The sequence below is a fragment of the Algibacter sp. L1A34 genome (assembly GCF_009796805.1).
In the GTDB taxonomy this organism is placed as follows: Bacteria; Bacteroidota; Bacteroidia; order Flavobacteriales; family Flavobacteriaceae; genus Algibacter.
In genome coordinates, this window is sequence record NZ_CP047029.1 from 1,054,264 (window position 1) to 1,079,781 (window position 25,518).

At 32.8% G+C, this 25,518-nt stretch carries 26 protein-coding genes and 1 riboswitch; of the genes, 13 read left to right on the top strand and 13 right to left on the bottom strand.

What is annotated here, in order from left to right; all coding sequences use genetic code 11:
* Nucleotides 1–10 precede the first annotated feature (10 nt).
* From GQR97_RS04630 to GQR97_RS04665, 8 genes are all read left to right on the top strand, one after another.
* Nucleotides 11–1,861 carry a tetratricopeptide repeat protein gene (locus GQR97_RS04630; protein ID WP_158845932.1) on the top strand — a complete coding sequence of 617 codons (1,851 nt, stop codon included), beginning with the start codon at nucleotides 11–13 and terminating at the stop codon, nucleotides 1,859–1,861.
* Entirely contained in the window at nucleotides 1,861–2,598 is a 738-nt protein-coding gene (locus tag GQR97_RS04635; protein ID WP_158845934.1) for a LytR/AlgR family response regulator transcription factor, read from the top strand. The genes GQR97_RS04630 and GQR97_RS04635 overlap by 1 nt, the downstream gene beginning before the upstream one ends.
* Before the next feature lie 107 nt (nucleotides 2,599–2,705).
* Nucleotides 2,706–3,116, top strand: a complete 411-nt coding sequence (locus GQR97_RS04640) for a hypothetical protein (RefSeq protein ID WP_158845936.1) — start codon at nucleotides 2,706–2,708, stop codon at nucleotides 3,114–3,116.
* Nucleotides 3,117–3,158: 42 nt separating this feature from the next.
* Nucleotides 3,159–4,130: a hypothetical protein gene (locus GQR97_RS04645; RefSeq protein ID WP_158845938.1), complete on the top strand. Its 972-nt coding sequence runs from the start codon at nucleotides 3,159–3,161 to the stop codon at nucleotides 4,128–4,130.
* 15 nt (nucleotides 4,131–4,145) lie between these two features.
* Entirely contained in the window at nucleotides 4,146–4,802 is a 657-nt protein-coding gene (locus tag GQR97_RS04650) for a hypothetical protein (RefSeq protein WP_158845940.1), read from the top strand.
* 38 nt (nucleotides 4,803–4,840) lie between these two features.
* Complete coding sequence (locus tag GQR97_RS19660; protein ID WP_199269908.1) at nucleotides 4,841–5,995, top strand: DUF6882 domain-containing protein; 1,155 nt, start codon at nucleotides 4,841–4,843, stop codon at nucleotides 5,993–5,995.
* 6 nt (nucleotides 5,996–6,001) lie between these two features.
* Nucleotides 6,002–7,495: a M48 family metallopeptidase gene (locus GQR97_RS04660; protein WP_158845942.1), complete on the top strand. Its 1,494-nt coding sequence runs from the start codon at nucleotides 6,002–6,004 to the stop codon at nucleotides 7,493–7,495.
* Between the two features lie 206 nt (nucleotides 7,496–7,701).
* Entirely contained in the window at nucleotides 7,702–8,511 is an 810-nt protein-coding gene (locus GQR97_RS04665; RefSeq protein ID WP_158845944.1) for a polysaccharide lyase family 7 protein, read from the top strand.
* 14 nt (nucleotides 8,512–8,525) lie between these two features.
* On the opposite strand, the gene aat is transcribed toward GQR97_RS04665, so the two are convergent.
* The 3 genes from aat to GQR97_RS04680 all read right to left on the bottom strand — a co-directional run bounded on the left by aat (nucleotide 8,526) and on the right by GQR97_RS04680 (nucleotide 10,586).
* The gene (gene aat, locus GQR97_RS04670; RefSeq protein ID WP_158845946.1) at nucleotides 8,526–9,149 is read right to left on the bottom strand and encodes a leucyl/phenylalanyl-tRNA--protein transferase; all 624 of its coding nucleotides are present in this window, start codon (nucleotides 9,147–9,149) and stop codon (nucleotides 8,526–8,528) included.
* Nucleotides 9,150–9,297: 148 nt separating this feature from the next.
* Nucleotides 9,298–9,675: a DUF3127 domain-containing protein gene (locus GQR97_RS04675; RefSeq protein WP_158845948.1), complete on the bottom strand. Its 378-nt coding sequence runs from the start codon at nucleotides 9,673–9,675 to the stop codon at nucleotides 9,298–9,300.
* A 41-nt stretch (nucleotides 9,676–9,716) separates the two neighbouring features.
* Nucleotides 9,717–10,586 carry a flavin reductase family protein gene (locus GQR97_RS04680; protein WP_158845950.1) on the bottom strand — a complete coding sequence of 290 codons (870 nt, stop codon included), beginning with the start codon at nucleotides 10,584–10,586 and terminating at the stop codon, nucleotides 9,717–9,719.
* A gap of 120 nt (nucleotides 10,587–10,706) precedes the next feature.
* On the opposite strand from GQR97_RS04680, the gene GQR97_RS04685 reads away from it, so the two are divergent.
* Nucleotides 10,707–11,873: a sensor histidine kinase gene (locus GQR97_RS04685; protein ID WP_158845952.1), complete on the top strand. Its 1,167-nt coding sequence runs from the start codon at nucleotides 10,707–10,709 to the stop codon at nucleotides 11,871–11,873.
* Nucleotides 11,857–12,228: a hypothetical protein gene (locus GQR97_RS04690; RefSeq protein ID WP_158845954.1), complete on the top strand. Its 372-nt coding sequence runs from the start codon at nucleotides 11,857–11,859 to the stop codon at nucleotides 12,226–12,228. The genes GQR97_RS04685 and GQR97_RS04690 overlap by 17 nt, the downstream gene beginning before the upstream one ends.
* Here the strand turns inward: GQR97_RS04690 and GQR97_RS04695 are convergent.
* Together GQR97_RS04695 and greA are read right to left on the bottom strand one after the other, a co-directional pair.
* On the bottom strand, nucleotides 12,212–12,601 hold the full coding sequence (locus GQR97_RS04695) for an HIT family protein (RefSeq protein ID WP_158845956.1): 390 nt from the start codon (nucleotides 12,599–12,601) through the stop codon (nucleotides 12,212–12,214). The two genes, GQR97_RS04690 and GQR97_RS04695, sit on opposite strands and share 17 nt — an antisense overlap.
* A 56-nt stretch (nucleotides 12,602–12,657) precedes the next feature.
* Nucleotides 12,658–13,131: a transcription elongation factor GreA gene (greA, locus tag GQR97_RS04700; protein WP_158845958.1), complete on the bottom strand. Its 474-nt coding sequence runs from the start codon at nucleotides 13,129–13,131 to the stop codon at nucleotides 12,658–12,660.
* A 170-nt stretch (nucleotides 13,132–13,301) separates the two neighbouring features.
* Here greA and GQR97_RS04705 point away from each other — a divergent pair, with 170 nt between their 5' ends.
* A complete protein-coding gene (locus tag GQR97_RS04705; RefSeq protein WP_158845960.1) occupies nucleotides 13,302–13,730 on the top strand; it encodes a hypothetical protein in 429 nt (142 codons plus the stop codon).
* Between the two features lie 52 nt (nucleotides 13,731–13,782).
* On the opposite strand, the gene GQR97_RS04710 is transcribed toward GQR97_RS04705, so the two are convergent.
* The 7 genes from GQR97_RS04710 to GQR97_RS04740 form a co-directional block, all read right to left on the bottom strand.
* Nucleotides 13,783–15,918, bottom strand: coding sequence for a TonB-dependent receptor (locus GQR97_RS04710; protein ID WP_158845962.1), 2,136 nt, complete (start codon nucleotides 15,916–15,918; stop codon nucleotides 13,783–13,785).
* Between the two features lie 99 nt (nucleotides 15,919–16,017).
* Nucleotides 16,018–16,109: riboswitch (TPP riboswitch) on the bottom strand.
* Between the two features lie 55 nt (nucleotides 16,110–16,164).
* Entirely contained in the window at nucleotides 16,165–16,572 is a 408-nt protein-coding gene (arfB, locus tag GQR97_RS04715) for an alternative ribosome rescue aminoacyl-tRNA hydrolase ArfB (RefSeq protein WP_158845964.1), read from the bottom strand.
* A 1-nt stretch (nucleotide 16,573) separates the two neighbouring features.
* Nucleotides 16,574–18,127, bottom strand: a complete 1,554-nt coding sequence (locus tag GQR97_RS04720) for a DUF4301 family protein (protein WP_199269909.1) — start codon at nucleotides 18,125–18,127, stop codon at nucleotides 16,574–16,576.
* Nucleotides 18,128–18,131: 4 nt separating this feature from the next.
* Nucleotides 18,132–18,695, bottom strand: coding sequence for an AAA family ATPase (locus tag GQR97_RS04725; protein WP_158845966.1), 564 nt, complete (start codon nucleotides 18,693–18,695; stop codon nucleotides 18,132–18,134).
* Entirely contained in the window at nucleotides 18,656–19,288 is a 633-nt protein-coding gene (gene pnuC, locus GQR97_RS04730) for a nicotinamide riboside transporter PnuC (RefSeq protein ID WP_158845968.1), read from the bottom strand. Before pnuC ends, GQR97_RS04725 begins: the two co-directional genes overlap by 40 nt.
* A 23-nt stretch (nucleotides 19,289–19,311) precedes the next feature.
* Entirely contained in the window at nucleotides 19,312–20,025 is a 714-nt protein-coding gene (locus GQR97_RS04735) for a geranylgeranylglyceryl/heptaprenylglyceryl phosphate synthase (protein WP_158845970.1), read from the bottom strand.
* The gene (locus GQR97_RS04740; protein WP_158845972.1) at nucleotides 20,022–20,651 is read right to left on the bottom strand and encodes a 4'-phosphopantetheinyl transferase family protein; all 630 of its coding nucleotides are present in this window, start codon (nucleotides 20,649–20,651) and stop codon (nucleotides 20,022–20,024) included. The genes GQR97_RS04735 and GQR97_RS04740 overlap by 4 nt, the downstream gene beginning before the upstream one ends.
* Before the next feature lie 131 nt (nucleotides 20,652–20,782).
* Between GQR97_RS04740 and ahcY the strand changes: the two genes are divergently transcribed.
* Together ahcY and tyrS are read left to right on the top strand one after the other, a co-directional pair.
* Nucleotides 20,783–22,099, top strand: a complete 1,317-nt coding sequence (gene ahcY / locus GQR97_RS04745) for an adenosylhomocysteinase (protein ID WP_158845974.1) — start codon at nucleotides 20,783–20,785, stop codon at nucleotides 22,097–22,099.
* A gap of 382 nt (nucleotides 22,100–22,481) precedes the next feature.
* A complete protein-coding gene (gene tyrS, locus GQR97_RS04750; RefSeq protein WP_158845976.1) occupies nucleotides 22,482–23,777 on the top strand; it encodes a tyrosine--tRNA ligase in 1,296 nt (431 codons plus the stop codon).
* A gap of 97 nt (nucleotides 23,778–23,874) precedes the next feature.
* On the opposite strand, the gene GQR97_RS04755 is transcribed toward tyrS, so the two are convergent.
* A complete protein-coding gene (locus tag GQR97_RS04755; RefSeq protein ID WP_158845978.1) occupies nucleotides 23,875–25,479 on the bottom strand; it encodes an Ig-like domain-containing protein in 1,605 nt (534 codons plus the stop codon).
* Nucleotides 25,480–25,518 lie beyond the last annotated feature (39 nt).

The window sequence follows — 25,518 nt, forward strand, 5'->3', positions numbered from 1 at the left end:
TTTTGCTTTTATGATTTCAAAATACAAAAGCTTGTGGCAATTAAGTTTTGTCATTTCTTTTTTCATGTTATTTTTCACTTGTTCAAGGCAAGATACTATTCGTCCCGAGATAGAAAAAAAACTAGTTACATTAGGTAGTTTAGCTCAAACACAACCTCAACAATCACTTCTAGAATTAGATAGTTTACTCGTAAATAATAAAAACCTAACAACTCTGGAGCGCGCCATGTTGTTGTTTAATAAAGGAGAAACTCTTTATCTAAACGATAAATTTCAAGAAGCATTTAATGTGCATTTAAAGTGTTACAAATTATTTATTGAGCTAAAAGACATATACAATGAGGGCCGTTGCTTAATTACATTAAGTGGTGCATCTCTGCACATGGGGGATTTAGAAACATCTCAAGTTTATGCATTAAAAGCATTGAATTTAGCCCAATTAATTGGAGATACACGCATAGAGGGTAAAGCCTATAATCAGTTATTTAGTTTACATTTTAGATTAAAAGATTACGACAAAGCATTATCCTACATAAAAGCAACAGATAGTTTATACTCTAAAGGAACGGATACGCTTTCTATTATTTCCATTAAAAACAACACAGCTAGTGTTTATTTGCAATTAAAAGAATACAACAAGGCTTTGGCGAGTTACTCGGAAGCAATGTCTTTAAGCCAATCTAAACGAAACCCAAAAATATTAGTTAGTATTTTAAATAACATAGGATACACTTATATTGAAGCTGGTGAATACCAAAGTGCAGAAAAATTTTTAAGAGGAGCCATTTCTTTAAATAAAAATATAAAAGCGATTAATGCCGCGCCATATAAAGGCTTAGGGAATCTGTTTTTATTAATGACTAAAAACGATTCCGCTCAAGCTAATTATAATAAAGCACTAGATATATATGTTTCTAATAACAACACAAAAGATGAGATAGAGGTTAGAGATAAGCTAATCGCTATATCTATTATGTCTGGAGATTATGTAAAGGCTTTAAACAACCAAATAGTTCGGGATAGTTTACAATTAAACGTAAGCCGTTTAGGAAAAAACAGACTTTTAAATTTTGCTAATGTCAACTATGAAGTAAAACAAAAAGAAACGGAAATTAATCATCAAAAAGAAATTAACTCCAGAAATCAATGGCTTTTAATAAGTACGGTTATGCTGTTTATATTCCTATCTATAGCAACAGCCTTTTATATATATAACACCAAATTACGTGCCGCCAACAAAGCCTCGAAACTAGAACAAAGCTTACTGCGTGTACAAATGAATCCTCATTTTATATTCAATACACTAGCTGCTATTCAGAATATAACTTTAGAAGGAAACCCAATAAAGTCATCGAATTATATAGCGAAGTTTTCTAAATTAATTAGGCAGAACTTCGACTATGTTAAAAAAGAATCTATTACGCTAGATAAAGAGGTCGCCATGATTTCTAACTATATAGAAACACAACAATTACGCTTTAACAATGCATTTACATATTCTATAGAAATCACAGAATCGATAGATAGCGCCATAATAAAAGTACCGCCAATGCTATTGCAGCCTTTTGTGGAAAACGCCATAGAATACGGCTTAAAAGAGAAAAAAGAAGACGGAAAACTTATCCTTAAAATAGAAAAAGAAGCACAAGGCTTGAAATTTGTTGTTTTAGATAACGGCATAGGAAGATCTGCAAAAGCAAAGCAAGAAAAAATAACAGAAGAGCTCCACGCAACATCTATTTTTATAGAGCGTTTAAAAATGAGAAAAAAGGGTGAAGAGAAAACCTTTATTATCGAAGATTTATTTGATAATGACAACAACCCTATTGGTACTAAAGTATTTTTTAAATTAAAAATTTAATGATAAAAGCAGTTATAATAGAAGACGAGTTTAATGCTTTAAATACGTTAGACAAACTTATTAAATACACCCAAAAAGATATTGAGGTTATTGCTAAAATAGATAATGTTACAGACGCTATAACATTTTTAAAAAGCCAAACTCCAGATCTTGTTTTTTTGGATATTGAACTTATTGGCGGCAATGCGTTTCAAATACTAGAAGCTCTAGATAGTATTGCTTTCAAAATAATTTTCACAACGGCCTATGATGAGTTTGCTATAAAAGCCATTAAATTCGATACTATCGATTATTTATTAAAACCTATAGATTCTGAAGAATTATCGGAATGTATTGATAGATTTAGAATTGCTTTTAAAAAGGAACAAGTTTATAAAAATGCGATAGATAAGGTTTCGGAAATTAATGATAAGGAACTTCAAAAAACATTATTAATTAAAACTGCAGATGCACAATATTTTCTTCAAACAAAAGATATTGTTCGTTGCCAATCCGATGGTGCTTATACTATTTTTCATACTGTAGACAAAAAAATAATGAGTGCTCGCAACTTAAAATATTATGAAAATATTTTAAGCGAACACACCTTTGTACGCGTACATCAATCGCATTTAGTAAATATAAAATACATAAAATCGATTAATGCTAACAATACCGTTTGCTTAACAAACGATGAAAGAATACCAGTCGCTACACGAAAAAAATCTTACTTAAAACAGCTTTTAGACACCCTATAAGCGCAAATACAAAACAGAAAATGGCGAATGTAAAACGGTTTTAAAATCATCCTATTCAAATCTTAGTTTTGAGGTATATAAACAAATAACCTTTAAATAAAAAGATCATGGGATTAAAAGAAAACAGATTTACAAGAACCTTTCAAGAAGAACAATTTCCAGAATTAAAAGATCAAATAATTGAAGCTGCAAGTTTCGATGTTGCTTTTAATATTGAATGGAGTACTTTATTCGAAGACCGCTTTTTACACCTTTATAACGACTCCTACCCAAAAATATATTTCTTACCTCTTATAGAAGCCTTTAAGTCTATCACTACAGACGATATGGGTAAAGAAGCCTTATCTGAAAGCTTAAAAGAAATACACATCACAAACACTAAAGATCATCACAATCCTAAAAATGCTTATTCATTTTCTAACGGAGTTTTAACTGTAGACCACAGCCCGATACTTAATGCAGATGATATTGACAACCGAACTAAGGTGTTAGTTAATTTGTTGGAAAACAATTTATAAGTAAAAGTTTAACGTGTAATTTAATTAGTAATAGTTATTGATATGTATAGATCTATTTTTTATATTATTTTAATCGGATTGTTTTTATCGCTTGCGAGTTGTAAAGTTTCTGGAGTGGAAGCTAAAAAAGGACTTGTAGCATATTTAAAAATGCATCATAAAGACAAGTATGAGGTTCTAACTTTTAAAAGAAACTTTAACGCAGCTAGCATGAACCCAGATTTATTTTGGGTAGAATTAGAGCTTAAAGAAAACCCAGATATAGTAATAAGCTTTGAATGGAATGCTAAAAACAAAGCATTATACATCTCCTCTCAATACAGCCAAGACAGAAGTATTGAATCTTTAACACGTTACCAAGAAGAAGAAATTGTAATAAAAAAGGAATTACACGAGGCATTGGATGATGATGTTCTAGATATGGATGTGAATGTGTTTAACCAAACTATTAGCATCAGTTTAGAAACAGAACCATCTCAAAAAGACTTTGAACACTTTTCGAGAAAAATACGTTACGTTTTAGAGGATTACCCAAATACCTGGACTAGTGAGGCTCATGTAAACTTTAAAACAAAAACAGAAGAGAAAGGATTTTATCAACTTATAGTAAAACCGAATACTTACAATGATAGTAACAAATCATTTAGATACTATCCAAACTCGATTGTTACAAATAATTTTGGATCCAAAAAAGCTGAAAACATTGATCGTATTATACAAAAAAAATTTTCTAAACCAGATGCTCCAGTTTTTCTGAATAACATCTGGGTAAACCAAACGCAACTAAACTCATTTTACATTGCTCTTGAAAAATACGAGCCACTAAAAAAAGCTGAAGGAAACAGAAATATAACTGAAGGTGTAGGTATGTATATGGTAAAAATGACCTATCCAAACCTTGAAATGGAAACCTTAGCATACTACGATTACAAAACAACACCACGAGATGGCATCTCTCTTTATCTAATAGATCAATTACCAGAAGATTACAAATACTTAATAGAACATTCATAATATCATTTTTATACCATGAATAAAACAAGTTATTACAAAGCGTTTGTTGCCCAAACGCCAGAGGAAATCTTACAGTCTGTTTTAAAAAAAAATGAAGATGTATTAATAGCCATTTCATTGAGTAATGGAATGTATGTAGAAGGCATAATTCTAGATATTAAAGAAAATAGCAGTCAGCAAAAATCGGTTTGTATGCTTTCTCAAGGTAAACAAGTATCCTTTTTTAACATCTATAACATAGCATTCATAACTATAAAACAACCAGAAAAAATGGTTGTAGAATTATCTAAAGGCTCTATTAGCAGGCAAATATCGTCCACCAATCAAGAGCTTACTGTATTGCAACTAAAACGCTGGTTAAATACTGAAAAAAATCTATTCGGAAATCAAATAAAAGAACTCAACATAGACCACCTTCCTTTAGATCAATTAAATAACAGATTGAATGTTCAAGATATTTTTGCTGCCTTGAAAAGAGCTATAGATCAAATAACAAAAGACACATTAGGGCAAGATGCTTGGCAAGGCATCGATACCATTGTTTTGCAACAAGCAGACAAGCTACAGTTAAATATTCAAGTAAAAACCTTAACAATATCTATGGCTGTTAGCAAAGCCTTACCAGAAAAACTATCTAATATTTTAGAAGAAAAGCTTCTTCAGGTATTATAAAAAATAAAAATTCATTTAAAACATTAAAAAATAAAATTATGGGACTTAAAGAAAAAAGAATTATTCAAGCATTTCAAAACGATTTATTTCCAGCATTAGAAACTGAGATTAACACGGCGGCAGGCTACACAGTTCCCTTAAATATTTCGTGGAACACTTTAATGGAAGATCGTTTTTCTCATTTATATAACGATACGTTTCCTAAAATATACTTTTTACCATTAATAGAAGCTTTCAAAGCCATTTGTATAGACAGTATGGGGGTAGAACTTTTGCAGACCGGATTAAAAAACGTGATTATTGTAAATGAAAACAACGAGCATAATTTAGAACGCGCTATTACTTTTGAAGATGGCATTTTAAAAATTAACCACAGCCCCGTTATCAATGCAGATAAGATAAAAGACAGAGCTGCACGTATCACTTCTTTATTAGAAGATAAATTAGAAGACTTTACTGAAGCACCAACAGAAACCACAACTTCTGAATCTAAAAACAAAGAAGAAGCCAAGGAAACTCCTAAAATGGATATCCAAGAATTATACAATCAATCGTTTCTTATTTCAGCAGAAAAACAAGAAATTTTTGGAGAAATGGTAGATGGTTTAGGCTGGAGTTGTGATATGCTAGAGGGGAAGTTAACTTACGGAAACGATAAAGTTTTTGACATACAGGTTATAGGAACATATTCTGAAAATGAAAAGAGCTGGTTATGGGCTTGGGGCAATACACAAAGTGGTATTCCTGAAAAGTTTTTACAAACCGCTCTAGGTATGAAAGCAATAGGAGAAGCTTATCAAATAGACGATTTAACCAATCCAAAAAAAGAACTAGACTCAGACCCAGGTGCTTATTTTTCTACCATTGCTTCTGCCATGTTAAAAGAGAGTTGTTATGTTCCATTAACTTTTAAAGGATTAACTGTTTATGTTACCATAACTTCAGAAGAAGCAGACAGTAAAGCGCGAACTGCTCCAGCTCTACTTTGTTCTCATTTTACTAAAATTGCAGCAAGCTATACGTTCCCTCATAAGTACAGTCTATATTTTTATCTAAAAGCAAAAGGCTACGAAGTAGAACTTCCAGGTAACAATATTATTGCTAAAAAAGATGATGATCAAATTTTAGGAATCTTTGACTTAAAAGGAAGACTCATGAAAATTTCTAATTCAAAACTAACAGTTAAAGCCTAAAATATTATGTCATATACATCACAAACACTTTCAGATTTAGAAAAAGAACATTTAGCTGCTATAAATACAGCTCAAGAAAAAATGATGACAGATTTAAATGAGGCACAAACCTCAGGAAATCATGAAAAGCTACAAGAAGCAAGTATTCTATTTCAGAATATAACAACACAATTAGCAGAAGAATACACCAAACGTATCGATGAAATTAATACTTTAAACCATAAAGCTGTGGCTGAAAAAGAGCCAGAGATTTACACCAATAGCAGAACCGATATAGATTTAAATTTATTAGTATATGATGGTGATAGAGATTATGTTATTGCTTTTCAACAAGACGAATTAATTCAAAAAACTTTAGAAAAAGTAAACAAAAACAGTGGTAAATTTAAGTCTAGAAAACATTTATTAAAATCTAGCTTAAGGTTAACAAAAACCTTAGCACCAATGCTTCATGAAATAGGAGAGCATTGTAAAAACACATTAAAACTTAAAGCCGATATTGAATTTTTTGTTTACCAAAGCGATATTTTTAATGCATCTTGCTATCCGCCAGACGATAATAAATTATACATTATTTTATCATCAGGAATCTTAGAACGTTTTTCTAAAGAAGAATTAACTTTTGTTGTTGGCCATGAAATAGGGCATGTACTTTTTGAGCATTTTGATTATCCAGTACGTCAAATTTTAGATACAGGAGAAAATGAATTAGCACCAATCCATGCCATGAAATTGTATGCATGGAACAGAAATGCAGAAATAAGTGCAGATAGAGCTGGTTTATTATGTTGCCAAAACTTTGAAGCTGTAGGTCGTACTTTTTTTAAATTATCATCAGGTGTAACAACAGATTCTTTAGACTTTCAATTAAATGCATACATCGAACAATTTGTAGATTTAGAAGAAGTTTTAAACGATTCTAATTTAGATCCTTCAGATTGGTATAGCAGTCATCCTTTTAGTCCTTTAAGAATTAAAGCCCTAGAACTTTTTAATAAAAGCGAGACTTATGCTGCTTTTAATAAATCTATTTCTGGTGAAATTACAGAAGAAGCTATGGAGGTTGAAATTAAGCGTATTATGTCTTTAATGGAACCTGAAAATTTAGATGAAGAAGGAGAACATTCTGAAAAAATACAACGCTTAATGTTTTTAGGTGGTTATCTAATTTCGAATGCAGATGGTGTTGTAGACGATTCTGAAATACAAGCATTAAGTAGTATTGTTGCTCCTAAAGTTTTCGCCAATTGTATGATGACTATAAAAGGATTAACAGAACAAGAAATGATTGAAGAAGTACAACAGCTTACCAAAGATTTGGATGTTGCCCTGTCCGTTATGCAAAAGCTAAATATATTAAGAGACTTATCCATTATATCTTATGCCGATGGAGAAATAGATGATAGTGAAGTTAATGTTTTATATAACCTAGCAAGGCTTCTATATATAAATACAGATTTTATAGATCGTGTTATTGGTGATGCGCAAGGTGTAAATTAGTTAGTGTTTTAAGGGTGTGAGTCCTTAAAAAGTTTTACCACAATAAAGGTAGTAATTTAATTTACTGCCTTTTTTTATTTGAATAAACACTTTAGTGTGACATACAAATAGACTAATAATCTAGAAAAAGTTGTTAATTATTTTTTTATCGATATCTTTAAAAAACCAAATTGGTTAACCAATTAAAATAATTTCAAACTAATAGCATGTATACAATCGCTAAATCATTAATGCTTTCCCTGTTTTTTATAAGCTGTTCTAACGAAAAAGCAAATACAGATGAAGAAGACAGTTTAATTAAACTTGAAATCGAAATAGAAGTTGATGATTCAGAAACCGGAAATACAACAAAAACACCCAACGGAACTTGCAGTACAACCGTAAATTTCGAAGATTTAGTAGTAGAAACCAGCTGGATATCTCAAGACACAGGAGATCGAGATACTTTTGATGCCTGCAGTGTAGATGGAGAAAACTGGATGGATAGATACGATACTGATATTGTTATGTTAACCTGTTTAAGCGGTGATAGCCATAGAACAGAGTTAAAAGAAAACATAGGAGATGAGGCTGCTTTAGACCACTATAAAAAAATGACATTTACTGCTAAATTTACAAATATCCCTGAAAATGGCGTTACAATTGCACAAATTCATAATAGAGGAACCGATGTAAAAAGGCCTTGGTTAAGGCTTTACTTTGATAACAACAAAAACATTAAAATAAAGGAAACAGAAACAAACCCAACAGGCAGCAGCTCTGATTACACGACTTACACTGGTCCAGAATACATCGAAAATCAAGAAATTATCATAACGATTATAACAGGTGAAAACAGCGACAAAAAAGCAGAAATCAGTTTACAAATGGGCGAGGTATCATGGACACAAACGCTTTGGCCAAATGAAGCTTGGAGTGTTAAAAGTGATACATATTACTTAAAAGCTGGCGTATATACCGAAGGAAATGATACGACACCAAAAGTAGAATATAGCGCGTTTTCAATAAGTCATTAAAACAAACCAAGTTTTTATAAATAATCTAGAAACGTTTCTCTATCGATATCCTCCGCACCTAAACTTTCTAAATGATTGGTATAAACCTGGCAGTCAATAAGCTTGTAATTTGTATTTTGAATAAACGTTATAAAGCCAACTTTACTAGCATTACTTACTTTGGTAAACATACTTTCTCCACAAAATACACCGTTACCTAAATCAACTCCGTAAAGCCCAGCAACAAGCGTATCGTTTTGCCAAACTTCAACAGACTTAGCAAAGCCTTGTTCGTGTAGTTCCACATAAGCATCAATCATATGCTCCGTAATCCAAGTGCCGGCTTGACCATCTCGTTTCATTTTAGAACACTCGGTAATTACAGTTCTAAAGTCTTTATTTACAGTAACGACAAAATCAGAATTTCTTAAAACTTGCCGCATACTTTTAGAAACCTTAAGTTTCTCCGGAAATAAAACAAAACGCGGATCTGGAGACCACCATACGATAGGTTCGGCATCATCAAACCAAGGAAAAATACCCGATTTATAAGCAAGTATTAAGCGCTCTACAGATAAATCGCCACCAATAGCAAGCACACCTTCGGGAGACGCTTCCGAGACATCGGGAAATTGTATGTTTTCGTTTAAATAATACACTTAGCAACTGTTATAACATAGCGTTCCCTTTAAATAAATTTAACGAGACTCTATTAATTGTAAAAATAAAAAACCTCAACATTTTTTATAAAATATTGAGGTTTTTTTATAAAATCTCTACTCTCGTAGAAATACAAAATCATTTTTATTAGAAAGGTAAATCGTCGTGATCTTCTTCTTTTAAATCTCCTGCTGGTTCAAAAGCATCTGCAGGTGGTACAGCTGGCATACCTGCACTAGAACCTTCTGCTTGCACTGCTTCAATTCTCCAACCTTGAATTGAGTTAAAATATTTAGTTTCTCCTTGTGGATTAACCCATTCTCTACCACGTAAGTTAATGCTAATTTTAACTTGTTGGCCTTCTTTATAACTATTTAATAAATCTGTTTTATCTTGTACAAATTCCACCATAATGTGTTGTGGATATTGCTCTTCTGTTGTCACTACAATCTCTCTTTTTCTAAACCCATTTCCACCGAACGTTTGAGTTTCTCCAACCATTTTTACTCTTCCTTGAACTTCCATTTTATATATATATTAGTATTCGTAAATTTAAAATGCCTCTATTAAGACAGTAATATTCTCCAAGCATCTTCAACATTACCCAAACTTAAATAATATTGAGCAAGCTCATGCTTTTCATTGTGCGTTGCTGTTTTTATGCTCGGGTTATTCGATCCTAAACTGGCAACAAATGTTTCAACGCTTTCGGTTGTTGGTAAAGTTTCAACATTACCCAACATCCCTAAATCGTTCCCTGTTAGAACCATGCTGTTTTTAACATGATCAGGAAAATTATCAACTCCAACCCCTTTGGTTGCAACTGGTTTTGGTATTTCAAAAAAACCGTTTTTAGCACGACTATAAAAACTACCTCCAGCTCTAGCCACTAAATCAAGCTTTTCTTGATTTATGGTATCATCTTCATTTAAAACAGCATCATCAATATGCAATTTTACAACCTCACAAATCACCAAATTACCAGCACCACCTTCATGCCCTAACCTAATAACTTCATTTACCTTACACTCTATTTGTATAGGAGATTCGGCTACTCGAAACGGTTTCACAATATCAGATTTCAACATGGTTAACCCAACTTTATCAAATTCATTAACACCATCGGCATACTCTGTACTTGATAATGACATTTGATGTACTAAATCAAAATTAACCACATTAATTACCACCTCTTTCGTCGCTTCTACATTTAATAATGTATGCTTTTCCGTATTATCTTTAACACGTCTAGCCGGCGAAAAAATTAATATTGGCGGCTTTGCGCTAAACACATTAAAAAAACTAAATGGTGATAAATTAGGATTCCCATCAGCATCCACAGTGCTTGCAAACGCTATTGGCCTAGGCGCTACGGCACTTAACAAATAGCTATGCAATTTACTTGTTGCAACACTTTTAGGGTCTATAGATACCATTAAGTTTTTAATTTGGACAAAGGTAACTATTCTCTTGTGGAACTAAAAACAGATTTACTAACAACTTTGAACAATAATATTAACAGATTTGCATTATATTACTTGACAATTAATTATAGCATGATTTTCACCAAATATAATGCCGCTTTCCGCTGGGTAATGATAGCCACATCATTTATCATTGTTTCCTTAATTTTATGGAATACTTACGAGTTTTTCCAGCATTTTAAAAAGGAAGAAAGTATAAAAATGGAAAATTGGTCGTTTGCCCAAACCGATTTTATAAACGATGAAACCAATGGAGATTTAGAACTCACACTTAAAATTTTAAGCAGCAACAAAACAACTCCAATGCTTGTTATTAATGAAGACGGCAGCTTAGGAAGTTACAACAATATTGATGAAACAAAAGTTACCGACTCCGTTTATGTTCAAAAGTTAATCGCAAAATTCAAGGAAGAAAACACACCAAAACACGTAAAAATGGGAGACACTATCGTTAGCACCATTTACTATGGCAATTCTCCTTTACTTAATAAACTAAAGTATTACCCGCTGGCTTTATTGCTTATTATTTTTCTGTTTTCGGCCATGATTTACTTTTTTTATAGCAGCAATAAAAACGCGGTACAAAACAAGTTATGGTCGGGTATGGCAAAGGAAACCGCACACCAAATAGGCACGCCCCTATCCTCTTTAATTGGCTGGACCGAAATTTTAAAAATAGAAGAAGTAAACCCAGAATATATTGTAGAAATTGAAAAAGACATAGATAGGCTAAAAACTATTACAGAACGTTTTAGCAAAATAGGTTCGTTGCCAACACTGGAATCTGTCGATATTATAAAAGAAACTATAGAATCTTTCGATTACTTAAAATCAAGATCGTCCAAGTTAATTGAGTTTGAAATAAAAACACCCGTAGACCCAATTCCCGTAAAAATAAACAAACAACTTTATAGCTGGACGATTGAAAATCTTGTTAAAAATGCTATCGATGCCATGAAAGGACGAGGCAAACTAAAAATTGAAATTTCGCAATTAGAGCTACAAGTTAAAATAAGCATAACCGATACCGGAAAAGGGATTGCAAAAAAGGATTTTAATAAAGTTTTTGAGCCGGGTTACACCACAAAAAAACGTGGTTGGGGACTTGGATTGTCACTTACTAGACGTATTATTGAAGATTTCCACAACGGAAAAATAAAAGTATTACAATCGGAAAAAGGTATAGGTACTACGTTTTTAATAACTCTAAAACGCGACTCTCATGAAGAAACAAGATAAACTAATCACCATAAAAGAAGTTGCATTAAAAAACTATTGCCCAGAATGCTATAGTAATGGCGGCATGCAACTCACCTTTAAGCAGCGCTTTATTGAGACTACATTTTACAAGCGTATTACAAACGAGATTAAACATGTGCTTTTCTGTAAAACATGCGATTCTATAATTTATCCCGTACAATGGGATGAGCATATTGAGCGTGTTTTTGAATATCAAAAAAGAGCTTTTGTACCAAAAAAAACATCGCGACAATTTAAAAAGCCGGCTTATCTTATTTTTGCATTGATAGGTGTTGCTATTGTTGCAGTAATTGTTAGTCTTTTAATTTATAACAAGATTATAAATTTGCCTTAATAGCTTCGGCTAACGCAACAAACTCCTCGGTAGATAATTTTTGTTTCTGAATAAATCGTGCATCTTCCATAGACTGTAACGGTATTAAATGTACATGCGCATGCGGCACCTCTAAACCAATAACAGAAACACCAATACGTTTACACGGAACAGCCTTTTCAAGGGCTAATGCTACTGTTCTTGAAAAAGACATTAAACCATTATAAGTGGCTTCATCTAAATCAAAAATTTTGTCAACCTCCTGCTTAGGTACACAAAGCGTGTGGCCTTTTGCGTTTGGATTAACATCTAAAAACGCTAAAAAATCGTCGGTTTCTGCTACTTTGTAACATGGAAGTTCTCCGTTTATAATTTTAGTAAAAATAGATGCCATAATTTGTGTGTTTTTTAAATGAGGGTTTCGCTTTCGCGGAAATAAAAAAAATAATTCTATCTAGAAATTTCAACTATATCGAATTTCATTACGCCGTTTGGCACTTGAATCTCGGCAACATCACCAACAGACTTACCTAATAAACCTTTTCCGATAGGAGAGTTTACCGATATTTTTCCGGTAGCCAAGTCTGCTTCACCATCTGCAACCAAAGTATAATTCATTTCCATACCATTGGTTTGATTTTTAATTTTCACTTTGCATAACACTAAAACTTTAGAATTATCTAATTGTGACTCATCAATAATACGAGCGCCAGCTAACGCATCTTCTAACTTAGAAATTCTCATTTCTAACATACCTTGCGCTTCTTTTGCTGCATCATATTCAGCATTTTCACTTAAATCGCCCTTATCTCTCGCTTCTGCAATGGCTCTAGATGCCTTTACACGCTCAACATCTTTCAATTGTTTAAGCTCGCCTCTTAATCTTTTTAGTCCTTCAGGTGTATAGTAAGATACTTTACTCATAACTTCATCGTTTACTTAATAAAAAAAGATTCCGAAATACAATTTAATAATAATTATTAAAGCATTCGGAACAAAAAAATCCCGTTCACACGAGATTCGAAAACAAATATACAAAATAATTAACTCAATTTGCTTTTTGTTGTAAATTGCAAATCAATTTCCCCTTAACTATGCGATTCATATTTCTTTTAATAGCTACCTTAGTTTTAACTTCTTGCAATGATAACTCGATAGATAATCCTAACTGCCAATTTCTCCTAGACTTAAGTATAAATGAAGTTGTTAACTTAAATTTACCACAATACAGCCAACTGCAATTTGCAGGAAACTCGGTGTATTTACCTAATGCTGGAAATGGCGGAATTATAGTAGCGAGTACTGGTGTAGATTATTATGCTTGGGATGCTGCAGACCCAAACCATATACCTAGCTCGTGCTCTATTTTAGTGAATTCTGGTTTAACCGCCACTTGCGGTTGCGATGATAAAAATGAATATAGCTTAGTAACAGGGCAAGCTTTAGGTGATAACGACTTACCTTGCACATTGTTATTTTACAGAGTTCAGGTAAACGGGAGTACGTTAATTATTTCAAATTAACACCTTTCTAAACCTCTAGCAAGATTCAGAAAAGTGTCTAATCTATATTTTATTAAAACTTTAATGTAGCACCTATTAAAAAGTTAGAAGTTGCTTGCGGATAGTACCCTGAGTAATAACCTGTAGTTGTACCTGTTTGACTTCCAGAATCATCATAATCATAAGATCCGAAATAACCGTTAGACACATATTTTCTATTTAATATGTTGTTAGCTAATGCAGATAAAGTAATCGACTTAAATATTTTGTTAGTTTTAATAAGGTAGTTTATACTTATATCATTTACAAAATAATCGCTTAAAACAGAATCTTCATTATCAATATTCCCCATATACTGTTCGCCAACAAACTTACTTAAAAGTGATAATTGTAAATTTTCTATAGGTGAAAAATTAATAGCGTTCCCAATAACAACTTCTGGTGAAAACGAAATATTTGTACTTCCTAAATCGACAACCTCACCATTTATAGACGAATTGAAATTCTCGTTTTTATTAGTACTCAAGGCAAAATTAGTGGCTATACTAAACATTTTGTTAAATCTAATATTAGCATCAACCTCCAAACCTAAGCGGTAACTTTTGCCGCTAGTTGCTCTAATTGGGCTTCCAACATCATCCAATTGTCCTGTTAAAACTAATTGGTTTTTATAAAACATATAATATAAATTAGAATTTACACTCACTTTATTTTTATTAAAACGCCAGCCTAACTCAATATCTTTAAGTGTTTCGTTTTGAGTAACTCCTGCTTCAAAATCATCACGATTAGGTTCTCTATTCGCTATAGCAAACGAGGTGTAAAAACTACTAAACTCAGAATTTTTATAAGTTAAACCTACTTTAGGGTTAAAGAAACTAAAACTAGCATCTGCATTAAAATCAACTCTATCAGAATTTAATCCGCCTGTTTTATAATCTACAAAACGCCCTTGTAAATCAACGAAACCAATAAGTTGATCACTAAATCTAACGGTTGCCTTAGAGAATACACTAAAATCATTTTTAGTAGCATCACCATCGTAATAATGATCTCTAATATTTGCGTTTGCAGCTAAATCACTACCCCAAATAACTTCTCCAAAATGGTCTCCATCATAAGAACTGTACGATAATCCGGTGATAACCTCAACCGCATTGTTCTTATAAGTAACATTAGCATTAACAACGTAGAAATTATTATCTAACCAACGACGCACAATAACATCCGAATCTTCTTCAATTAAATTATTAAAATCGGCAGCAGATTCTTCTGCTTTGTACTGCTCAAAATATCCTTTTCCTTTAGTATAGTTTAAACCTAAGTTTGTAGACCAGTTATTATCAAAACGCTCATTCCAATGTAATTGGTAGTGATCTTGCCAGTAATTATCGGTTTCATTATCATAAGTATATGGGTTTTGTCTACGATCTTCTTTAAGTTCATCTGCAGTTAAACCATACCATGCTTGGTAAGTTCGCTCTTCATTTCCAAAAGTCAAAGCTTTTATTAATGTGTTACCATCTTTATAAACACCTTGTAAAAAATAAGATTTTAAATCTGTAAAAGCACGATCTACATAGCCATCGGATTTTAATTTTGAAAAACGACCAGAAATTTCAAAATGATCATTCAGCAAACCTGTACTTAATTTCACGGTATGCTTTCGTGTACCAAAACTTCCAAAACTATTAGAAATTTCACCTGAAGCTTCATCAGAATACGCATCGGTTAAAAGATTTAAACTCGCTCCAAAAGCACCAGAACCGTTAGTAGATGTACCAACACCACGTTGCAACTGTAAACTCTCTGTAGATGATGCAAAATCTCCTAAATTCACAAAAAATGATCCTTGACTTTCAGGATCATTATAAGGAATCCCATTAATAGTAACATTTACACGTGTTCCATCGGTTCCCCGTACACGAATACTGGTATAACCTACTCCAGCACCAGCATCACTTGTAGTAACAACTGATGGTAAAAAATTAAGAAGCGTAGGGATATCTTGCCCTAAATTGCGCTTTTCAAGTTGCTCCTTAGAAAGATTAGAGTGTGTAATTGGCGAATCGGCATTTACACGCACTGCTTTTACTAAAACTTCATCGAGAGTTTCTATTTTAGTAGAATCTGTTTGTACTGGGTTTTGTTGTGCATTTGCACAGACTGATAACACAAGAAGTGTTAAAAAAAGAAAAATGTTTTTCATTACGATTATATTTATAATCGAATAAAAAGAGGTGATTATTCTTTAAAATTAATTAATTTTCGAAATGCTTAGACAAGCTTAGCATAACTATTCGCACCATTTGCATGATGTTACATTTCCTAAACAGCATTACCTGTTCTAGGTTCAATGGGTATGATCTCAGCCGATATTAGGCACCCCTTTTTTGAGAACGTTGCAAAAGTAAATAACAATTTAGAATTAACAATAAGAATAAAACAATTCTTTTCAATCTATATTTGGCTTACGCCTATTTACTTTTTTATCAGAAAGGTTCTTTTTGTTTTTTAATCGTTTTCTAATAACCGATTTTGGAATTTTTGTTGCAATTCGCCTTTTCGGAATTACAAGCGACGATTTTATTAACGTTAAAAAACGTTTTATAATAAGCTCTTTATTTTTATGCTGACTTCTACTCTCTCCGCATTGCATTAAAAGCACGTCGTTCTTGGTTAAACGGTGTTTCAACTTTATTAACAAACGTGCTTTTCGAGGTTCGGAAAACACTAAAGAATTTACCAAATCGAAGCTCAGTTCAATTTTTGAAGATACTTTGTTTACATGCTGTCCGCCCGCACCCGAACTTCTCACCGCTTTAAATTGTAACTCTTGAATTAACGCTGCTTCATTAAACATATTACCCTTGATGTTCCGGCTTTAAAAGATCATTAACCGTTTTTACCGGACTAAAAGTATTCAATGGCACTTCAACAAAAACAGTAATCCAATCGGCCATACTACCATTCCATAAACCGGGAAGTTCTAACGCTTGAATATCGGTTCCATTTTGTGTTTTCATAGTGATAAAAGCAGCTTCGGGATCAACATAATTTAATAAATTAAACTTTTCACCTTTATAGTTTTTAACACCACAAACTAGATCTGTTGGGTTAAAATGAGTTGCATTCTTAACAATGTCAGCTTGCGCTTTATTATCTATATCAATTTGAGCAAACTCAACAATTTGTAAAGAAACATCTCCGTTTTTGTCCTTAACCCAAAACGGACCACCACCAGGCTCACCAACATTTTCAACCATACCGCAAACACGAATAGGTTTATTTAATTTATTTTTCAAGTAATTTTTCTTGTCTTCGGAAGCCATATCGTCAAATTCATCACCAATAGAGATATTCATTTTGGTTGTAATAAACTGAGCTATTTTCAACATTCCTGCTTCTGAAACCCCTGCTGCTTCATCTAATTGATTTAAGAAATTAAACGCACGCTCTTGAGCTTCAACTAAAACACCTCCAAGCATTTTTTTATACTCCGAAACATCTTTATTATCATCGAAAACAACAATGTTATCAATGTTTTTTATAAAAACAATATCGTGATCTAAGTCGTTTAAATTCTCGATTAAAGCACCATGACCCGCCGGGCGAAACAAAATAGATCCATCTTCTTTTCTGTAAATTTCATTATCAGTAGTTAAAGCTAATGTTTCCGTTTCTTCTTTTTGATATGAAAAAGAAATATTAAAAACTGTATTTGTTTTTTCCTCTAAAGCCGATTTAATTTTATCCAATTCAGCATTAAAATATTTATGATGTTTTTCCGAAACTGTAAAATGAAGATTTGCTTTATTATTTGAAGATGCATATAAAGTAGATTCTAACAAATGCTCTCTAAAAGCAGTTACTTCAACATTGTTATACTTATGAAATGGTAATAATCCTTTTGGAAAAAAACTATAATTTAAAGCATCTTCATCGAGCATCGTTTTTACAAATGCTGTACAAGCTTCACCTTCATTTAAACTATCAAAATTAGGATTTATAGATTTTGCTTTTATTAAAACGTCATTATAAAATGGAAGTTTTTCTAAGCCTGAAATAAATATTTTTATTAATTTATCATTCTTATTTTCAATGTATTCTTCAATAGATTCTTTGTTCGCATCAAAGTTTTTAAGAAACTGAAAAAGGAACTTAAACATTCTAGTTGCCGCACCGGAAGCTGGTACAAATTTCACCATATCAAGGCTATTTTGTTTCGCTTCAAACCCTTTTATATAATTCTGAATTTCAGCATCATTATAACTTTCAATGCCTTTTCCTATATTTCCAGCAGCAATTAAGTTAGAATACGTCATCCCATTTTTTATACGAGAAACCTGCGCTTCAACTTGATTTAACGTTATTCCCTTATTTTTAATTTGTTGAATATCTTGTTCAGAAAACATCATTTGTTTATTTAATTAAAAGGTTATCTATATATTTAATAGCTGTTTCAAGACGAGTTTTCATATCACCTTTCAACAACACATAGGGTCGTTTGTTCTTTACTAATTCATCTTCAAAAGCCTTAAACATAGCTTCTCTTCGTTCTGGCTTGTCACGCAAATCATCTGCTTCCCAAGGCGTGTCAATATAAGTCAAAAAATACAAATCGTAAGTATTCTCTAACGCGTATTTTTCAAGATCCGGATCACAACTACCTAAGTAATATGCTTCCGAATACACTTTGGTTTCTAACAAATCTGTATCGCAAATTAATACGGTATCCGTCTTTTTAGCCAAATCGTTTTCCAGCTTCATTTGGCCTCTAGCAATAGGCAACAAATCTGCTATTTCGCATGTTTTACGCTCGTTATTCCATTTATCTTGCAAATAATCGCGTGCAAATTCTGGAACCCAAACCGAGTTATAGTATCTAGCTAATTGTCTCGACAAGGTTGTTTTCCCTGTCGATTCTGGACCAAATAAAACTACTTTTACACAGTTTGAAGGCTCTTGCTTATATTGTTTTTCCATGCTAAATAGCCAAATATGGCAATAAATGTAAATACTAAATACTGAAAACTTGTAAATGTAAATCCTTTATAGAAATACAATGGCACTGAAATTATATCTCCCACAATCCAAAATAACCAATTTTCAATTTTTCGTTTAGCCATAAGCCACATACCCACAAAAAATATCGCTGTTGTAAGCGTATCAACATACGCCATCCAACTCGTCCATTTCCCAAAAGCATTGTAAACTAAATAAACAAATACTAAAGTGGCTAAAAATATAGTTAAACTAAGTTTTTTCTCGTTAAACGTGGTTTTAGAAATAGGTGTAACGTCACTTTCGTCTACTTTACGTGTCCAAATATACCAACCATAAACGCTCATAATAAAATAATATGCATTTATCATCATATCTCCTAAAAGCTCCCATTTTAAGAGCAAATAAACAAAGATTAACGTACTTATCATACCCGTTGGAAACACCCAAATTTTATTTTGTTTTGAATACCAAACAGAGAACAAACCAAAAATAATGGCTACAACCTCAAGCGCGATATCAATAGTTTCATACCCAGAATATTGTTTGAATAAAAATTCGAAAATAGCGTTCATAAAAATTATTATCGTGCTTTAATTTATTTCTTTAATGCATTAAAGAACAATTCATCTTCTTCAAAAGCCGTACCAATAACTACTAAATCGGCACCCGATTGATATGCTTTTTCCAATTGTTCTAAATTTCGAATACCACCACCAACTATTAACGGGATTTCTATTTCCTTTTTTACTTTTGAAATAATAGTTTCCGAAACAGGAAAATCTGCCCCACTTCCGGCTTCTAAATATATTAGTTTCATACCTAACAACTCACCTGCTTTCGCGGTATCGATAATGTTTTGGGTATTTTTATCAGGCATTGGCAACGTTTCAGTAACCTGCTGCACTGCCGTTTCCTTTCCGCTTTCAACTAAAATATAACCCGTTGAAATAATTTCTAATTTCGTGTCTCTTAATTTTGAAACCGCTTCCACATGTTTACCTATTAAATATTCCGGATTTCTCCCAGAAATTAAAGATAAGAACAAAATAGCATCTGCTTTTTTAGTAATTTGAGTAACATCACCCGGGAATAAAACTACGGGTAATTTGGTGTGTTTCTTTATTTCTTTGACTAAAACATTAGTAACAAAATCATCAACTATACTCCCGCCTACAAAAATATGTGTAGCTATAGATGTGTTTATTTTTTCAATAAAAGCACCTGTTTTTTCAACTAAAAATTTATCAGGATCTATTAAAACCGCAAGTTGCCTTTTACCGCCTTGTATGTTAGAATAAATATTTATCATTCTCCAATAGCAAAAGCACAAACAAATCCTTCAAACTCAAAAAAGTGAACTAAATATCGGTGTTTTTTTTCTTTATAATCAATCCAAGCAATCGTTTCTTCATCTTGCAATTCAAAAGGAATCACCAAAAAGCATTGTTTAAAACTCGTACCGGGCGTTGCGAAAAGTTTGTATAAGGATTCTTTTACACACCAAACAGTGGTTAGTTTTTTAATATAATCGACAGCTATTTTATCTAAGTAATCTTCCTCATAGTCAATAAATTTATGGGCAATCACCGTAATTTTATCACGTTGCTTTTCAATATCAATCCCAATAATATGGCTACTAATAATTACCGCCGAAAAATTAAAAGAATGTGTTATAGAAATTTCTTTACCATCCTTTAAATGTGGTTTACCATTATCATCATAAAATAAATCGGCATCCTCATATCCAAATTCCGCAAGTAAGTGGCGTACACTTAAAAACCCACGTTGGTGCAATGTACTCTTCATTCCCAACACCCTTTTTAAGGTCTCTGGTTTTAAAGTAATTGGATTCATTAAATCATCAAAAGACTCTGTAATCTTCCAGATTTTAACAACAGTTTGTGAATTTGGCGTAATGGTTTTGTAAAGTGGCATTTAATATTCTAAATGTTATTGATTATCTTTGCACAATCTTAAACAAATTGTACGATTCTCACGAGCGAATTTAACGATTTTAACACGAATCTCAATCCTGTTTAAGTTATTAAATAAAAAAGAACATTGATATGAGCACAAAAACAATTCCTTACGTAGCTAGCAAAGTTAAAGATCTTTCTCTTGCAGCTTGGGGACGAAAAGAAATAGAATTAGCCGAAGCAGAGATGCCAGGTTTAATGAGCCTTCGTGAAGAGTACGGTAACTCACAACCACTTAAAGGTTCGCGTATTGCTGGTTGTTTACACATGACGATACAAACTGCGGTTTTAATCGAAACTTTACAAGCATTAGGTGCCGAGGTAACTTGGAGTTCTTGTAATATTTTCTCAACTCAAGATCAGGCAGCAGCAGCAATTGCAGCAGCAGGAACAGCAGTTTACGCATGGAAAGGATTAACAGAAGAAGAATTTGATTGGTGTATCGAGCAAACACTTTTCTTTGGAGAAGATAGAAAACCTTTAAACATGATTCTTGATGATGGTGGCGATTTAACTAACATGGTTTTAGATAAATACCCAGAATTAGCAGCAGGAATTAACGGGCTTTCAGAAGAAACGACTACAGGTGTTCACCGTCTTTACGAGCGTGTAAAAAACGGAACATTACCAATGCCTGCTATTAACGTAAACGATTCTGTAACAAAATCTAAATTCGATAATAAATACGGATGTAAAGAATCTGCAGTAGATGCAATTCGCCGTGCAACCGATATTATGCTTGCCGGTAAACGTGTAACTGTTTGTGGTTACGGTGATGTTGGTAAAGGTACAGCCGCTTCTTTTAAAGGTGCTGGATCTATTGTAACAGTAACAGAAATCGACCCAATTTGTGCGCTTCAAGCGGCAATGGACGGTTTTGAAGTTAAGAGACTAGAAACTGTTGTTGGAAATTCAGATATTATTATCACCACTACAGGAAATAAAGATATTATCCAAGGGCGTCATTTCGAAGCCATGAAAGATAAAGTTATAGTATGTAACATTGGGCACTTCGATAACGAGATCGATATGGCTTGGTTAAACAAAAACCACGGTAACACAAAAGATACTATCAAACCACAAGTAGATAAATATAATATTAACGGAAACGATATTATTCTTCTTGCAGAAGGACGTTTAGTAAACTTAGGTTGTGCAACAGGACACCCAAGTTTTGTAATGTCTAACTCGTTTACAAACCAAACTTTAGCGCAAATCGAACTTTGGACAAACGCAAAAGCATACGGAAACGATGTATATATGTTACCAAAACACTTAGACGAAAAAGTAGCAAAATTACACTTAGCAAAAATTGGAGTAGAGCTTACTGAGCTTCGTGAAGAGCAAGCAACTTACATTGGTGTAACTGTAGACGGACCATACAAACCAGAACATTACAGATACTAAGAAAACGAAAGTTTTTTTCTACTGAACTTATTTCAGTATATCAATTATAAATCAAATCCCAAGCAGTTACTGTTTGGGATTTTTTATTTCAACCTATTTTTGGGCAATTTTATTTTGGTCGAAAAGCCCAAAACAAACCGCGCTTTCCACTATATCTTTTTCGCGCCACAACATTATCGCTACCCAATTAACAACCTAGCAATACAACATAAAGTCCAAATCAATAAACATTTGGTCAGCACAAAAAAGGATGCCGCTGCAATCCCTATCGCGAAATTACCGTACAACAGCGGCAAATCAATTTGCAAAGAATTCCACATAAAACATAACAAATTCTACACGTATTTTTATATTTGCCAAAGATTACTAAATACACCTAAAAATGATAAAGAATTTTGTTGAAGAACTAACTTGGAGAGGCATGATACACACAGTAATGCCAGGAGCGGAAGAACACTTAATGGAGAGCATGCGTAGTGCTTATGTAGGTTTCGATCCTACTGCCGATTCTTTACATATTGGTAATTTAGTCCCTATTATGCTACTTGCACATTATCAACGCGCAGGACACAGACCACTAGCGTTAGTTGGTGGCGCTACAGGAATGATTGGTGATCCATCAGGAAAATCGAACGAGCGCAACTTACTAGACGAAAAAGTACTTCGTCATAATCAAAATTCAATAAAAAAACAATTAGCGCACTTTTTAGATTTTGAGAGTGATGCCGATAATGCAGCTGTTTTAGTTAATAATTACGACTGGATAAAGGAGTTTTCGTTTCTAGACTTTATACGCGATGTTGGTAAACACATTACGGTAAACTATATGATGGCGAAAGATTCTGTAAAAAGCAGATTGTCTTCAGAGTCTACAGAAGGTTTAAGTTTCACTGAGTTTACTTACCAGTTAATTCAAGGCTACGATTTTCTTCACTTATATAGAGAGCAAAACTGCTCCATACAAATGGGAGGAAGCGACCAATGGGGAAATATAACTACAGGAACCGAATTAATTCGTCGTGTTGGTAGTGGTAAAGGTTATGCTATTACTTGTCCGTTAATAACAAAGGCCGATGGTTCTAAATTCGGAAAATCCGAAGGTGGAAATGTATGGTTGGATTCTAATAGAACATCACCTTATAAATTCTACCAATATTGGTTAAACTCATCGGATGAAGATGCTGAAAAATATATCAAAATTTTCACCTTTCTAACTGAGAATGAAATAAACGCTATAACAAAAGAACATAAAGACGCTCCACATTTACGTGTGCTACAAAAACGTTTAGCGGAAGAAATTACAACTATGGTGCATTCTAAAGAAGATTTAGACAATGCTATAAAAGCAAGTGCTATTCTTTTCGGAAAATCTACTAGCAACGATTTAAAAGGATTAAATGAGCAAACTTTTTTAGATGTTTTTGATGGTGTTCCACAAACAGAAATTACTCAAGACGATATTGAAAACGGGATAGATATTATTGCTGCACTAGCCGAAAAAGGTGGTTTTTTAAAATCTAACGGCGAAGCGCGCCGTGCTTTAAAAGAAAATGCAATATCTGTTAATAAAGAAAAAGTAAAAGACGATTACACCGTAACAACTGCCGATTTAATCAATAATAGATTTGTTCTCCTTCAACGTGGAAAAAAGAACTATTTTGTATTGCGTGTAGTTTAATTAAAACGTTTAAACTTATCATAAAAAAAAGGTCTCTGATTTAATATAATCAGAGACCTTTTTTATACCTCATTTTCCAATTATGGAATTGAAATATTTAATCCTTAAACGTCAACGTTTCAGGATAACCCCAATCTGCACGTATTTCTATAGCTTTAAAGTGACTTACTTTTTCGGGTTGTATCTTTTTTAAATAATTTCCCGTGTCGTATTTCTTGTTACCATTAGCATCATGAATTACCCGAATCTTATAGGTCGCAGGTTTTACATTCAAAAAATTAACAAGTTCATTAGTTTCAGCAAATTGCTCATATATAACTTCACCTTTATCGTCAGTTAATTGAATTATCAATGGAAACGAAGCATTTATCAAAGTAAAACGAGCATATCCAAATTCCGATTCCTTTTTTGTTTTAAACGAATAATTTAACGTATCATTTTTATCATCATAGAAATCAATAAACGCTTCTGGCAATAGCTGTATTTGATAGCTATTATCTTCAGTTTTATCAAAATCGAATTTGTAGGTATTATTTATAGTATCAAACTTTGTTGTAAACGCTACATTAGTAGAATCCTTATCCAAAATCGTCATTTTCTCAGCATTAAAACTAACAAACGGTGTGGTTCCGAAGATAAAAAAAGATTCATTATAACCCACTGCTCCCGCAGGTTTCGACTGTATAACTAAGCTATCTCTATCCAATTTCCTTATTCTAACGGTATAATCCTTTTCATAATCAATATTAGAAATACTAAACAATAGCGAATCCACTTCCAATTTTGGTTTGTACCAATAATTAAGCGTATCTGTTTTAAAATCCTTAGTAATGCGATAATCAAAACCTTCAGGAACATCAGAATTCAATTTAATTTTCATCCCTTCGTAAACACCTTCATAACCAAAAGCTATTTTTTCTCCAGCAATAATCATTGGTCGCGTAGCCTTATAATCGAGCACTTCATTAAACAATTTCAATTTGTAAAGCGAATCGTTTGGTACGGTAATAAAACTTTTATGGAAAGCAATTTGATCTACTTTTTGTTGAAACTTATTATCAGAATTCCCATCCTTTAAAGCCATAAGCATATATTTTCCAGCCTTAATATTATCAACAGAAAATGTTGTAAGACTGTCCAATGTATTGGTAATATATTTAGGCGTTTCCTTATAAACAATAGAATCTGTATAAGTAGAATCGACCTCGTACAACATAACCGAAACAAAAGTATCTGGTTTTTCTTTTACAGCATCTACAACGGTTCCTTTTACGCTTAACGAATCAATATAACTCCCAGTAGAGAACACATAACGATAGTAAGGGTATGGATTCCCTTCGTTATTATCTTGAATGCTATTACCAAAGTTAAATGCGTAAGTAGTATTGGGCTTAAGCGTATCGTGAATTTTAATAGTAATATATTTACTTGCCGTTCCCAAAGGTGTAATTTCAGGCTGATTTACCATGGGTGGCGAAATAATAAGCTGCTTATTTAAATCTTTCATTTTAACGTATTCGTCAAAATAAATCTTTATTTCATCGCCTTTAAAATTGGTTGTTAAATTTGCAGGCTCTGTTTTCACGATAACAGGAGGAGTCACGTCTTTTGGGCCACCATCGGGCGTTCCACGATTGGCACAATTAAAAAAAATAACGCCAATAACTGCAGCTAAAATAAAATTTGAAAGTGTTTTATTCATTACCAATTAAAATTTTCACAAACCTACATAATTTTAAAG